We start from the raw sequence: 13946 nt of genomic DNA, 5'->3' as shown, positions 1-13946 counted from the left end.
TAGATAATTCTGTTAATACTTTTTCAACAGGTCGAGTTCTGTATTTTGAATTGATCATACCATCATTTACATAATGATTTTTCATGTATATCTAGTTTTCCTTTTGTTTCAATATATTTTCATGTCTTTAATTTTGCTTAAAGACATGAAAACTTACAATTTGTTACTTTTTTTAAAAAAAAAGTAGGGTGTTTTACACTGTAGTTGTTTTATACCCGTGAAGCCAATCCTCAATACTGAGATTTCTATGGGTAAGGGCATAATAAATTAAAGTAAGATATGCTTCCAAAAAGTTTGATCGAATGGGTTGCCATAATGTTCTGAGGGAAACAACAGCAACCCATTTTTTTATTCAAATAAATAATCTATCCGATAACTCCTTCCGGATTATATCCTAAATAAGGAACATCTTTTTCAACAAAATTAATTCCGTAGTCTTCTAATTCCTTTAAAATAGGTTTATAAACTTCTTTGTTAATTGGAAGTTGAACACCTGGAGTTGTTATTTCTCCATTAAGTATTTTTAAAGTAGCCATTGCGACTGGTAATCCTACTGTTTTTGCCATTGCCGTAAAGGTCTGATCATCTCCTTTAATAATCATACTACTTTCAATTTGGTGTTTTCCCGTCTGGTCTTTATATCCAAATTTATGATGCATTACAATCATATCTTTATCATCCTCCTGTAAAGTCCAAGAATCCATCAAAATTTTCTGAAGAATTTGTGCAGGAGTCGCATTCTTTAATTCAACTCTTTTTTGTCCATTAAAAATATCTAATTCAAGAAACTTTGCCCACATAATATCATCTTGATCAATTTTTAAATAGGATCTAAATTTTAATTCTACTGAATCTGAAGGTGAATAAGCTAAGAAAGAATTTGTAAAATCACGATAACTCATATGTTCTGATCCTTCGATTGTGTAACTGTCATCAGTCATTCCTAATTGAACGAATACATTCCAAGCTCTTGAAAAACCTACTTTTCTCACGGTACCTCGATACATCGTTGGAATAGCTTCTAAACCATAAATACTTCTATACTTTATAGAATCTCTGTTAGCATAAGCTTCGAATTGTCCATTGCCGTTAATAGTTAAAAATTCGGTTCTTCTGAATAATTTGTGATACGGAATGTATTTATAAGATCCTTCTTGAATAAATTTAGAAGCACCACCTTGTCCGGCTAAAACTACATTTCTTGGATTCCAAGTGAACTTATAGTTCCATAAATTAGTGTCGCTTTCAGGAGCAACTAATCCACCACAGAACGATTCGAATAATAACATTTCTCCACCATTTTCACGAATTCTATCAATAATATCCATAGCACTCATGTGGTCGATTCCTGGATCAAGACCAATTTCGTTCATAAAAATCAATCCTTTTGATTTTGCTTCATCGTTAAGCGCTTGCATTTCTTTAGATATATACGAAGCGGTAACCATATGTTTTTCAAACTCTATACAATTCTTAGCGACTTCAATATGTAAATGAGCAGGTAACATTGAAATTACGATGTCCGATTGTTGAATTGCTTTTTTACGTTCTTGTTCATTAAAAACATCTAATTGAATTGCAGAAGCATTTGAATGATTGTTAATCTTTTGTTCTGCATTTTTTACAGAAAGATCACCAATAGTAATATGTAAATTCTCGTTTGAGGATTTGTCAAGTAAATATTTTATTAAGGAAGAGCTTGATCTTCCTGCTCCAATAATCAGTATATTTCTCATCTATTTATGTAGTAAATTTGTTTGTTTTGTAAAGCAAAAACAATTTGCTAAAAGTTTAATATTTAACAAATATAAAAATAATGTATAAAAATTTAACAATAACTACGTTTTTAGGAGTTGTAACAATTATTTTAGGAGCTTTCGGAGCTCATGCACTAAAAGAAAGCTTAACTCCGGAGGCATTAAAAAGTTTTGAAACTGCGGTGAGATATCAAATGTATCATGTAATTGTTCTCCTACTTGTTAATTTTACAGATCATATTTCCTTAAACTTAAAGAATAAATTGACCCTTATTTTCATTTCAGGGGTCGCTCTTTTTTCTGGATCTATTTATTTAATTTATTTGTTGGGAGTGCCAGTTAGCAGTATTTGGTTTGTAACTCCACTGGGAGGACTTATCTTAATAATAGGTTGGATTCTATTATTTTATGAATTCCTCAAAAAATCGATGAAAAAATAAATTCTTAATAAATCATTGGTAATAATAAGCAGTTTAAACAAAAAGATTTATTTTTGTCGAAAATAAAACACAACTAAAAAGATATTAGATGACAAATCTTGAAACGAAAACGATTTCGTTAGAATCATTAGGTATTAAGAGTTCTACGGTTCGTTATCAGTTAACTTCAGAGGAGTTACACGGTTTAACTATTGAAAAAGGACAAGGTAAAGAATCTGCGTTTGGTGCCATTGCAGTGAATACAGGTGAGTTTACAGGAAGGTCTCCTATGGATAGATTCATAGTTAAAGACGAAATCACTAAAGATGAGATTTGGTGGGGAGATATTAACATCCCATTCGATTCTGACAAGTTTGATAAATTATATGATAAAGTAACTGCATATCTTTCTGATAAAAAGGTTTTCGTTAGAGATAGTTATGCATGTGCTGATGAAGATTATAAGTTAAATATTCGAGTTGTAAACGAATATCCATGGAGTAACATGTTTGCATATAATATGTTTTTACGTCCAACAGCTGAAGAATTAAAAGATTTTTCTCCAGAATGGACTGTAATTAATGCACCTGGATTTATGGCAAATGCTGAGGTTGACGGAACTCGTCAACATAACTTTGCAATCTTAAACTTTTCAAGAAAAGTTGCCTTAATTGGTGGAACTGGATACACAGGAGAGATCAAAAAAGGAATTTTCTCAGCATTAAACTTTATCTTACCAGTATACAAGAACACTTTACCAATGCACTGTTCTGCAAATGTTGGTAAAGATGGAGATACAGCAATTTTCTTCGGATTATCAGGAACTGGAAAAACCACATTATCAACCGATCCAAACAGAAGTTTAATTGGAGATGATGAGCATGGATGGACTTCTGAGAACACAGTTTTCAACTTTGAGGGAGGATGTTACGCTAAGGTTATTGATCTATCTAAAGAGAAAGAACCTGAGATTTACGGAGCAATTAAAAAAGGAGCAATCCTAGAGAATGTTGTAATGGATGAGAAAGGAAATGTTGATTTCGCTGATACAACTATTACACAAAACACTCGTGTGAGTTATCCAATTCACCATATTGAAAATATTAGAGTTCCATCTATTGGAAAGAATCCAAAAAATATTTTCTTCTTAACTGCGGATGCATTCGGTGTGTTACCTCCGATTTCAAAATTAACTCCAGGTCAGGCCGCTTATCACTTTATATCTGGATATACAGCTAAGGTTGCAGGAACAGAAGCTGGAGTTACTGAGCCATTACCAAGTTTCTCTGCTTGTTTTGGAGCACCTTTTATGCCATTACACCCAACTCGTTATGCAGAAATGTTAAGCGAGAAAATGAAAGAAACAGGTGTTAATGTTTGGTTGGTTAATACAGGATGGTTCGCTGGTCCTTATGGAGTGGGAAACAGAATGAAATTAAAATATACTCGTGCAATGATTAATGCAGCTCTTACTGGAGGTTTACCAGAAGAGATTACGCACGAAAATTATCACATACACTCAGTATTTGGATTAGCACAACCAAGGAAATGTCCTGGAATTCCATCTGAATTGTTAAGTCAGCGTCAAGCTTGGAATAATGATGAAGGGTATTATGAAACAGCTCATAAATTAGCAGATTCTTTTAGAGCTAACTTTAAGAAGTTTGAAGAATATGCAAATGAAGAGATATTAGCAGGTGGTCCACCGATCATTAAAAAATAATAATTTGAAAGCATCCTTTTAGGATGCTTTTTTTTTGAAAACTGATTATTTTAGCATAAAAGAACTTATATATGACAATACAAGGGAAGATAGTTGATATTATAAATCGAAAGATTTTTAAAGGAGAAGTTGAAGTTGAAAACGGAAAGATAAAATCAATTAGAGAAAGTAATCATACTAATGAAACATATATTTTACCTGGCTTTGTAGATGCTCATATTCATATTGAAAGTTCGATGTTAGTTCCTTCGGAATTTGCTAAAATAGCCGTTACCCATGGAACAATAGCTACAGTTTCTGATCCGCATGAAATAGCAAATGTTTTAGGTGTAGAAGGAGTTAATTTTATGATTACTAATGGGAAGAAAGTTCCATTAAAATTTAATTTTGGAGCTCCTTCATGTGTGCCTGCTACTTATTTTGAAAGTGCTGGAGCAATCATAAATTCTGATGATATTAAAAAGTTGTTGGAGAATCCTGATATTAAGTATTTAGCTGAAATGATGAATTATCCTGGAGTTATTTATCAGGATGAAGAAGTGCTAAAGAAAATAGCTTGGGCGAAGCATTACAATAAACCAGTTGATGGACATGCACCGGGTTTGAGAGGAGAAGATTTAGATAAATACATTTCTGCTGGAATTTACACGGATCATGAATGTTTTACTTACGAAGAAGCTCTAGAGAAACTTCAGAAAGGAATGAAAGTAATTATTCGTGAAGGCAGTGCTGCTAAAAATTTCGATTCGTTAATTGATCTACTTCCTGAATATTTTGATAATATAATGTTTTGTTCTGATGACAAACATCCGGATGATCTATTGGAAGGGCATTTAAATCAACTTTGCGAAAGAGCAGTAGCTAAAGGAATCGATACATTTAAAGTTTTAAAAGCAGCTTGTATAAACCCAGTAAGACATTACAATTTAGATGTTGGATTATTAAATGAAGGTAGTGATGCTGATTTTATTGTTGTAGAAGATTTGAAAAAATTCAAAGTTTTACAAACATACATTAATGGAGAGTTAGTTGCAGATAATGGTGAAACATTCGTGAAATCTGTTGAATTTGAAGTAGTAAATAATTTCAATACGGATGTAAAGAAAAATGCTGATTTTGAATTTCATTCTGCATCAGAAAAGATTCGAGTTATTGAAGCATTAGATGGCGAATTGGTTACTAATGAAGTAGAAACTAATTCATTAATTAAAGATGGAAATTTAGTTTCAGATGTTGATAATGATGTTTTAAAAATGACGGTTGTAAATCGTTATAAAAATGCCGAACCTGCAATCGCATTTATCAAAAATTTTGGCTTGAAGGAAGGAGCAATTGCTAGTTCTGTAGGTCATGATTCACATAATATTATTGCTGTTGGAGTTTCTGATGAAGCAATTTGTAAGGCTGTTAATTTATTAATTGAGAATAAGGGTGGTATTTGTGCCGTAAATGATTTAGAAGAAAAGGTGGTTGCATTACCAGTGGCGGGAATTATGAGTGATCAACCGGCAGAAATTATTGGAAAAGCTTATGCCGAACTGGATGAAATGGCAAAAGGAATGGGAAGTAAATTAAGAGCTCCTTACATGACTTTATCTTTTATGGCATTATTGGTTATTCCAGCATTGAAGTTATCGGATAAAGGACTATTTGATGGAAATTCATTTAAATTTACTTCTGTAGAGGTCAAATAAACAAGAAGTATTTATAAATAAAAAACAGCACATTATATTTATTCAAAGTACAATGTGCTGTTTTGAATAGATTCAAATTACAGTTAGATTATCCGAAGTTCATTTCAATCTATTAAATAGTAGCTAAGTTACCGTGTAATCTTGGATTTAAAATTCCTGCTGTTATTGTATAAATATAACCTTCAGGACCTTTTTGAGCAAAACCAATGATTCCATTGTCACCTTTTTGATAAATTTGATTAACTCTTTTCTCGAAATGTTCAGCAGCCCATCCAATGACATCAGATTCTTTGATAGTGATTGATTTTACTGGATATTCTGGGTTATCTGGACAAGAAATGGTAATTTCAAAACTTGCATCTTTACCTTTTTCAGTTTCTAAGAACCAAGTTGGTGTTTTTGGAGCTTTTGTAGAAGCTCCAGGAGGAATAGGTAAGTGCACATATTCATTTACAGGAGAGGATCCTGCACGTAAAAAACCATTATTTATTTTAGTAATTTTACAATATAAATTTGATCCATCTGTAGCTCCTGAGTCGTTTTGACTTAAAGCTGACAATTGAAAAATATTATTTTTCACAATTGTTGCTTTTTCGTTAAAAATTGATCCTTTTACAGGAACGTTCTCTTCATGTTGTCCTTGGAAAGAAAAACCACCTTCACCACTCCAATCAGCTTTTAAGGCCATATTCGCTTCAAAGGGAAACTCTAATGGAGTTAACTTATCGTCTGAAGGAATATTTCCTTGTAAACTAAGTACTCTTAAAAAACCATTTAAACCAGTTGAGTATACTTTTCCGCTCACCTTACCAGTATATGATTTTTTGTCTGTTCCTACGTTAATTTTTACTGTTCCACTAACGCTATTATCTTCATAGTTAAGTAATAATGAAAAATTAACAACTGTTGCTAAAGGGTTAGGAGCAAACCCCATTGTTCCTTTGTAATATATTGTTTCTAACGCTGTATCTTCTGCGACCATAATTTTATAGTTTAGTTAATTTTCTCCTACTCGTAAGGCTTTTCGGAATCCGCCTCGTTTTTTTACAGTGAGTTCTGCTTCACTATGGTTAGATTAATTTTGATTAGTCTTTATTGATTAGAAGTAACTTTATTTATATACCGAAACACGGCTGGGTTTTTACTTCGTAAATTCAATTTTTACATTATTGAAATAAATGACTAGCTTTTATTTATATCTTAAAGTTATTGTTAATAAGTGTGTTAAGTGTTGAAAATGGAATAAGAATGGATTTCTTTTCCATGAAAAAAGGAAAAAGAAGAATGAAAACTTCACTAGTCATTGCGAGATGCAAAGTGATCTTTGTATTTTAAGTTAAATGTAGATTCTTACTTGAGATTACTTCATTTCACGTTATTTTATTCGTAATGAGGTTTTGTGTTTTCATTACGAGGAAGTATAACGAAGTAATCTATTTTGTAAAATTGGAAATTACGTCATTTATACAAATTACATTTAGATTTTACTTAAGTGTACGGACTTTTTTAATTAAATCTTTATAACGTTCGCTTAATGTAATATGATGATTACCTTGTAAAAGTATGAGGTTATCTGTAGGTACTATTTCAGTAATCTTATCAATATTGGCAATATAGTTTCTATGTGTTCTACAGAAAGAGTTTTCGTCTAATAGTTTTAAAATCTTAGTAAGCGATATTAAAATCACAAACTTTTCATTGGCAGTAATTATATTACAGTATTTCTCTTCAACTTCTATATAAATAATATCCGTCAATAATACTTTTTTCAGTGATTTTCCTTTCTTGATGAACAAGTAATCACTACTAATAACAGTATCTTCTTCATCTGTGATAAACACATCATTTTGATCGTAGAACTTTTCAACAGCCATTTCAATAGCGTATAAAACTTCCAACTCATTAAAAGGTTTCATTAAAAAGCTAAAAGGTTGCGTAAGTTTAGCGCGTTCAAATATTTTACGGTCAGTAGAACTTGTTAAAAACACAAAAGGTTTAGAAGCATCAGGAACAGTATTAATAGTTTCTGCGAATGTAATTCCATCAGGAACGCTATTTAGAAAAATATCAATAATTACAATATCTACTTTCACTTTGTAGTATAAATCGAGAGCCTCTTTAAAAGTTCTGGCAACTCCAGAAATGGTATAATTGTTTTCTTTTAATACCTCAATTAGCTTGTCACTTTCTTGAGGTGTATCTTCAATAATCAAAATATTAACATTATCCATATAAGAATGTTTTTGCTCATTAAAAAACTATCAAATAGCCATTTATCACTGCGGAAAAACGAAATTACATGTAGTTTTTTTGTAGTCTATAATTTTAATAAGACTGCTTCTCCCTTATCCAATACGTTGGGACGGAGTCGCAATGACTATTTATTGCAGTTAACTAATATTGGCTTTAGGTAAAGATACAATCATTTTTGTTCCTTTTCCTACTTCGCTTTCAATATCGAATTTTCCGTTGTTCTTTTTAATCATTGATTTTACTAATTGAATCCCTAAACCAGTTCCAATAATGTCTTCGTGTTCTTTTTTATTCAGTAAAACAGAATCATCTAACAATTTTAATCGAGTAGCATCGCTCATTCCTAATCCTGAATCTTCTACAATTAAATTAGTAAAACCTTCAATAGTATTTGAACTATAAATTTTGATGAATCCGTTGGGTTGAGAAAACTTAATCGCATTATCAATAAGGTTTCTAAGTACAATTTTTAAAGATTCTTGATCAGCCTGAACAAACTCTTTTTTAGAAACTGTATTTTCAAAGTTTAGCTCTTTCTCTAATAATAGAGGTTTATAATTATAAGCAACGTGTTCTGTGATAATAAATAAACGTTGTTTTTCAATACTAAAATATTGTTGTTCGGTTTGCATCAAAGCCCAGTTCAGAAGGTTGTCTAGTAAACCGTAGGCTCCGTTTACAATGGTACTATTTTTATGAAGTAAATTTTCTAATGCTTCTAGGTTTTTGGAAGCCAAATTATCAAGTAAAACTTTGTTACTCGATTTTAAGGCGTTTACAGAAGAACGTAAATCATGACTTACAATGGAGAATAACTTGTCTTTAGTCGTGTTTAATTCATCTAAAGTTTCTTTTTGAGCAGCAATAATTTTATTGGTTTTTACTTTTTCTCTGAAGAAATATGCACCAACTCCTAAAAAGAGCAGTAAACCAATCGCTGAGAATAAAAAGATTCTGCGTTGTGTTTCTTTTAATTTATTTTGAACCTGTAAAAAATCGACTTCTTTTTGTTTCGCTGCAACCGCGAATTCTTTTTCTTTTTGAGCAACTTCATAAATCCTATTTTGATTGTTTAAAGAGTCGATCCAAATTTCCATTTCTTTTCTATATAATAGAGCGTTTTTAAAATCTTTTCTGTTTTCTTCTACTACGGCCATATTTTTCGCAGCAAAATATTTTTTATCAAACACTAAACGTTTCATTTCGTTAGAAATATCTTTTGTGTTTAGGTTCAGTTTTTGTGCAAGTGAATAGGCTCTTTTGAAATATTTAATTGCAGTACTATCTATATATTGTTCGTAATACAAAGAAGCAATATTTCCGTAATATGTAACAAGTTCTAATGTGTCTCTTTCATGAATTTTTTCCTCTAATCCTTTTTTTAAAAATGGTTCAGCTAAGTTAAATTTCTTTAAAAGCACATGACATAGACCTATTATATATGAAGGGGAGCTGCTGGAAATATTTAGGTTTTTATTTAGCTTTGTATTAGTACTTAAACCACTTAAATATTGAATAGTTTGATTGTATTCTTTTTGGTTAAATAAAATTATAGCTAAGTTAAACTTAACATTTTCAGAATATTCAAATTGAGGGGAAATTAATTCAAATTCTTTTTTTCCTTCGGAAGGTAAATTTTTCTTAAAAAAAGAAAAACCTCGGAAGAAGTGGCAATAATCATTAGTGTTTTTATCGTTGTGTTTAGTATTCAGTTGTTTAGATGTGTAAACGAGAGTGGAGTCCCAATTTTTTTTAAAAAAATAATGTGTAGATTTTTCAATAAAACTACCACTAGGTGTTTTTGGTAGCTCTTTTATGATTATTGTATCTGAGAGAAAGCGAGACAGGATTTTGTCGTTATTCACTTGTGTGAATAAAGTAATAGAGCTAAATAAAAAGATGAAAATTAAAAATGGTTTTAGATGAAGCATAAATTGATATATCTAAAACCAAATTTAAAAAAATGTTTTTTACTTAAAAGTTAAGTTGTAAATGGAGGAAAGTTACCCTCCGACTCTGATTTCTGTTCCTCTAGAACCTTCAGGATCTGCGTCCCAATTGATAACTTTTATAGAACTTAGGTTATTTGATAAATTAGGTACTTGAGAAGGAGAAAATTCAATCTCAACAACAAAAGGATAAAAAACATTAGAAGGTGTAAAAGAATCTTGTGATGCAATATAAATTGAAACTTTATCCAAATCCGTTACCAAATAGTTAATATCAAAAGTCATTTGATTGTTAGCTGGAAGATTAGCTTCTGAAACAAAAACCACAGCAGAAAGAACAACCTTTTCACCTGAGCCTGAACCAGTCATTTGAGCAGTTATTGAAGGTGATAAAGGTCTGATAGAGGGTGCCATCAGTTTAATTTTTTGAGAAGGAATAGTACTACTTGTTACGGTTCCGAACTTAGTTCCTGGAGTAAAAAGAATAGTTGCCATAATAATTTAGTTTTAGGTTTAACATTTTAGATTATATATCAAAACAACAAAATAAAAACTATTTTTAAAAGCTTAAGTGTATAAGTGTTGCTTTTTTTGGAATGAGTTTAGAAAAAGCAGTAATAAAAAAGATAGAACTTTTTAAATTCTATCTTTTTATCTCACTTTTTTTCATTTGCAAAGTCGAGTTTCGAAAAAAGTTTATTTCTATAATAATTCATTCAATGTCATTACGAATGCAGTTTACGGAGTGAAGTAATCTGTTTTATCTCGATGTAAGTATTGCTTCAAATCACTTTTTTTCATTCGCAAAGACGAGTTTCGAAAAAAGTTTATTTTACTAATAGTTCCTTCAACGTCATTACGAACGGAGTTTACGGAGTGAAGTAATCTGTTTTATCTCGATATAAGGATTGCTTCTTACGTTTTCACTTCATCGCAATGACAAGTTAGGAAAGAGTTTATTTCTCTAATATTACGTTCAACGTCATTACGAACGCAGTTTACGGAGTGAAGTAATCTGTTTTTTTTTACGATATAAGGATTACTTCAGATCACTTTGTTTCATTCGCAAAGACGAGTTTCGAAAAAAGTTTATTTTACTAATAGTTCGTTCAACGTCATTACGAACGCAGTTTACGGAGTGAAGTAATCTGTTTTATCTCGATGTAAGTATTGCTTCATATCACTTTTTTTCATTCGCAAAGACGAGTTAGGGCAAAGTTTATTTTGCTAATAGTTCGTTCAACGTCATTACGAATGAAGTTTACGGAGTGAAGTAATCTGTTTTATCTAGATATAAGGATTGCTTCTTACGTTTTCACTTCATCGCAATGACAAGTTTTAAAATAATTTTCCTATTAATAATTCTCCCAAAGTCATTACGAGAAGCGAATAGCGACGAAGTAATCTATTTGGTTTTAATTTGTAGATTACTTCTTTCGAAGCTTCGGAATCTCTTTGTTTCATTCGCAAAGACGAGTTTCGAAAAAAGTTTATTTTACTAATAGTTCCTTCAACGTCATTACGAACGCAGTTTACGAGGTGAAGTAATCTGTTTTATCTCGACATAAGGATTGCTTCTTACGTTTTCACTTCATCGCAAAGACGAGTTAGGAAAAAGTTTATTTTGCTAATAGTTCGTTCAACGTCATTACGAACGCAGTTTACGGAGTGAAGTAATCTGTTTTTTTTTACGATATAAGGATTGCTTCTTAAGTTTTCACTTCATCGCAATGACAAGTTTTAAAATAATTTTCTTATTAATAATTCTTTCAAAGTCATTACGAGAAGCGAATAGCGACGAAGTAATCTATTTGGTTTTAATTTGTAGATTGCTTCTTCCGAAGCTTCGGAATCACTTTTTTTCATTCGCAAAGACGAGTTAGTAAAAAGTTTATTTTACTAATAGTTCGTTCAACCTCGTTACGAACGGAGTTTACGAAGTGAAGTAATCTGTTTTTTTTACGATATAAGGATTGCTTCTTACGTTTTCACTTCATCGCAATGACGAGTTAGGAAAAAGTTTATTTTACTAATAGTTCGTTCAACGTCGTTACGAACGGAGTTTACGAAGTGAAGTAATCTGTTTTATCTCGATGTAAGTATTGCTTCATATCACTTTGTTTCGTTCGCAAAGACGAGTTAGGAAAGAGTTTATTTCTCTAATATTCCGCTCAACGTCATTACGAATGCAGTTTACGGAGTGAAGTAATCTGTTTTATCTCGACATAAGTATTACTTCATATCACTTTTTTTCATTCGCAAAGACGAGTTTCGAAAAAAGTTTATTTCTCTAATAGTTCGTTCAACGTCATTACGAACGCAGTTTACGGAGTGAAGTAATCTGTTTTATCTAGATATAAGGATTGCTTCTTACGTTTTCACTTCATCGCAATGACAAGTTTTAAAATAATTTTCCTATTAATAATTCTTTCAAAGTCATTACGAGAAGCGAATAGCGACGAAGTAATCTATTTGGTTTTAATTTGTAGATTGCTTCTTCCGAAGCTTCGGAATCACTTTTTTTCATTCGCAAAGACGAGTTAGGAAAGAGTTTATTTTACTAATAGTTCGTTCAACGTCGTTACGAACGGAGTTTACGAAGTGAAGTAATCTGTTTTATCTCTCGATATAAGGATTGCTTCTTACGTTTTCACTTCATCGCAAAGACGAGTTAGGAAAAAGTTTATTTTGTTAATAGTTCGGTCAACGTCATTACGAACGCAGTTTACGGAGTGAAGTAATCTGCTTTATCTCGACATAAGTATTACTTCATATCACTTTTTTTCATTCGTAAAGACGAGTTTCGAAAAAAGTTTATTTCTCTAATAGTTCGTTCAACGTCATTACGAACGCAGTTTACGGAGTGAAGTAATCTGTTTTATCTCGATATAAGGATTGCTTCTTGCGTTTTCACTTCATCGCAATGACAAGTTTTAAAATAATTTTCCTATTAATAATTCTCTCAAAGTCATTACGAGAAGCGAATAGCGACGAAGTAATCTATTTGGTTTTAATTTGTAGATTACTTCTTCCGAAGCTTCGGAATCACTTTGTTTCATTCGCAATGACAAAACTAACTTAAAATTGTAGTAGTTTTGTGTCAGTACTAAGTACAATAAAATTTGAAGACAGAAAAAATCATATTAGGTATTGATCCCGGAACAACTATCATGGGATTTGGAATTATAAAAGTCATTGGTAAAAAGATGGAATTTGTTCAAATGAATGAATTGATTTTAAAAAAATATGATGATCATTACTTAAAGTTAAAACTCATTTTTGATCGTACTATTGAGTTGATAGATACTTATAAACCTGATGAAATCGCCTTAGAAGCTCCCTTTTTTGGTAAAAACGTACAGTCAATGCTAAAGTTAGGTCGTGCACAAGGAGTGGCTATGGCAGCAGGATTATCAAGGGAAATTCCAGTTACAGAATATGCACCGTTAAAAATTAAAATGGCAATTACAGGAAATGGGAAAGCAAGTAAAGAGCAAGTTGCTATGATGCTCAAATCGTTGTTAAATTTAAAAGAATTACCTAAGAATTTAGATTCCACAGATGGTTTGGCTGCTGCGGTTTGTCATTTTTATAATTCGGGTGCTAAAGTTGGTGGTAAAAATTATACAGGTTGGGCAGCTTTTGTAAAGCAAAATCCTAAAAAAATTAACTAGGTTAATTTTTCAATGATCAATGAAATAATAAACAGTGATCATTTTATAATTATTAAAATTAAAAGCCATGAAACTAAAAAATAACCCACTACAGAATAAGTCTTATGATTTTGCTCTGTCAATTGTGAGGTTGAGTAAAAATTTAATGAAAGTAAATAAGGAGTTTATCCTTTCTAAACAATTATTAAGAAGTGGTACCTCAATTGGAGCTAATGTTGTTGAGGCTAATGGAGCTATTTCAAAAGCTGACTTTTTTTCGAAAATTTCAATTGCTTATAAAGAGTGTTTAGAAACAAAGTATTGGTTGTCTTTATTAAAAGTTAGTGAAGATTTAGAATTAAAAGAGTTTACGAATTTATTTAAGAAAGCTGATGAACTTGATAAAATTTTATTTTCAATTTTAAAAACTACAAGAATTAATAAATTTGATAACTGATAACTGATAACTGATAACTGATAACTGATAACTGATAACTG

At 31.2% G+C, this 13946-nt stretch carries 13 protein-coding genes; 5 read left to right on the top strand and 8 right to left on the bottom strand.

Annotated features, from left to right (window positions below):
• Positions 1 to 365: 365 nt before the first annotated feature.
• A complete protein-coding gene (locus BTO06_RS13750; RefSeq protein WP_100925860.1) occupies positions 366 to 1736 on the bottom strand; it encodes a saccharopine dehydrogenase family protein in 1371 nt (456 codons plus the stop codon).
• 80 nt (positions 1737 to 1816) lie between these two features.
• Between BTO06_RS13750 and BTO06_RS13745 the strand changes: the two genes are divergently transcribed.
• The 3 genes from BTO06_RS13745 (at position 1817) to ade (ending at position 5593) form a co-directional block, all read left to right on the top strand.
• Positions 1817 to 2197 carry a DUF423 domain-containing protein gene (locus BTO06_RS13745; RefSeq protein ID WP_100925859.1) on the top strand — a complete coding sequence of 127 codons (381 nt, stop codon included), beginning with the start codon at positions 1817 to 1819 and terminating at the stop codon, positions 2195 to 2197.
• Between the two features lie 88 nt (positions 2198 to 2285).
• Positions 2286 to 3899: a phosphoenolpyruvate carboxykinase (ATP) gene (pckA, locus tag BTO06_RS13740; RefSeq protein ID WP_100925858.1), complete on the top strand. Its 1614-nt coding sequence runs from the start codon at positions 2286 to 2288 to the stop codon at positions 3897 to 3899.
• A 71-nt stretch (positions 3900 to 3970) separates the two neighbouring features.
• Positions 3971 to 5593, top strand: a complete 1623-nt coding sequence (ade, locus tag BTO06_RS13735) for an adenine deaminase (RefSeq protein ID WP_100925857.1) — start codon at positions 3971 to 3973, stop codon at positions 5591 to 5593.
• A gap of 112 nt (positions 5594 to 5705) precedes the next feature.
• On the opposite strand, the gene BTO06_RS13730 is transcribed toward ade, so the two are convergent.
• The 7 genes from BTO06_RS13730 to BTO06_RS18900 all read right to left on the bottom strand — a co-directional run bounded on the left by BTO06_RS13730 (position 5706) and on the right by BTO06_RS18900 (position 12322).
• Complete coding sequence (locus BTO06_RS13730) at positions 5706 to 6575, bottom strand: DUF1842 domain-containing protein (protein ID WP_100925856.1); 870 nt, start codon at positions 6573 to 6575, stop codon at positions 5706 to 5708.
• A 502-nt stretch (positions 6576 to 7077) separates the two neighbouring features.
• Positions 7078 to 7824, bottom strand: coding sequence for a LytR/AlgR family response regulator transcription factor (locus tag BTO06_RS13725; protein WP_100925855.1), 747 nt, complete (start codon positions 7822 to 7824; stop codon positions 7078 to 7080).
• Positions 7825 to 7983: 159 nt separating this feature from the next.
• Entirely contained in the window at positions 7984 to 9777 is a 1794-nt protein-coding gene (locus tag BTO06_RS13720; protein ID WP_100925854.1) for an ATP-binding protein, read from the bottom strand.
• Between the two features lie 72 nt (positions 9778 to 9849).
• On the bottom strand, positions 9850 to 10290 hold the full coding sequence (locus BTO06_RS13715) for a hypothetical protein (protein ID WP_100925853.1): 441 nt from the start codon (positions 10288 to 10290) through the stop codon (positions 9850 to 9852).
• Between the two features lie 843 nt (positions 10291 to 11133).
• On the bottom strand, positions 11134 to 11259 hold the full coding sequence (locus tag BTO06_RS18910; protein ID WP_257790640.1) for a hypothetical protein: 126 nt from the start codon (positions 11257 to 11259) through the stop codon (positions 11134 to 11136).
• Between the two features lie 276 nt (positions 11260 to 11535).
• The gene (locus tag BTO06_RS18905) at positions 11536 to 11661 is read right to left on the bottom strand and encodes a hypothetical protein (protein ID WP_257790639.1); all 126 of its coding nucleotides are present in this window, start codon (positions 11659 to 11661) and stop codon (positions 11536 to 11538) included.
• Between the two features lie 535 nt (positions 11662 to 12196).
• The gene (locus tag BTO06_RS18900; RefSeq protein ID WP_257790638.1) at positions 12197 to 12322 is read right to left on the bottom strand and encodes a hypothetical protein; all 126 of its coding nucleotides are present in this window, start codon (positions 12320 to 12322) and stop codon (positions 12197 to 12199) included.
• A 595-nt stretch (positions 12323 to 12917) separates the two neighbouring features.
• Here BTO06_RS18900 and ruvC point away from each other — a divergent pair.
• Positions 12918 to 13469, top strand: a complete 552-nt coding sequence (ruvC, locus tag BTO06_RS13710; RefSeq protein WP_100925852.1) for a crossover junction endodeoxyribonuclease RuvC — start codon at positions 12918 to 12920, stop codon at positions 13467 to 13469.
• A 67-nt stretch (positions 13470 to 13536) separates the two neighbouring features.
• Positions 13537 to 13905: a four helix bundle protein gene (locus BTO06_RS13705; protein WP_100925851.1), complete on the top strand. Its 369-nt coding sequence runs from the start codon at positions 13537 to 13539 to the stop codon at positions 13903 to 13905.
• Positions 13906 to 13946: the final 41 nt, after the last annotated feature.

It is taken from the genome of Tenacibaculum sp. SZ-18, from assembly GCF_002813915.1.
In the GTDB taxonomy this organism is placed as follows: Bacteria; Bacteroidota; Bacteroidia; order Flavobacteriales; family Flavobacteriaceae; genus Polaribacter.
The sequence above is the reverse complement of the archived record's forward strand: the minus strand, read 5'-3'. Positions and strand labels throughout refer to the sequence as shown.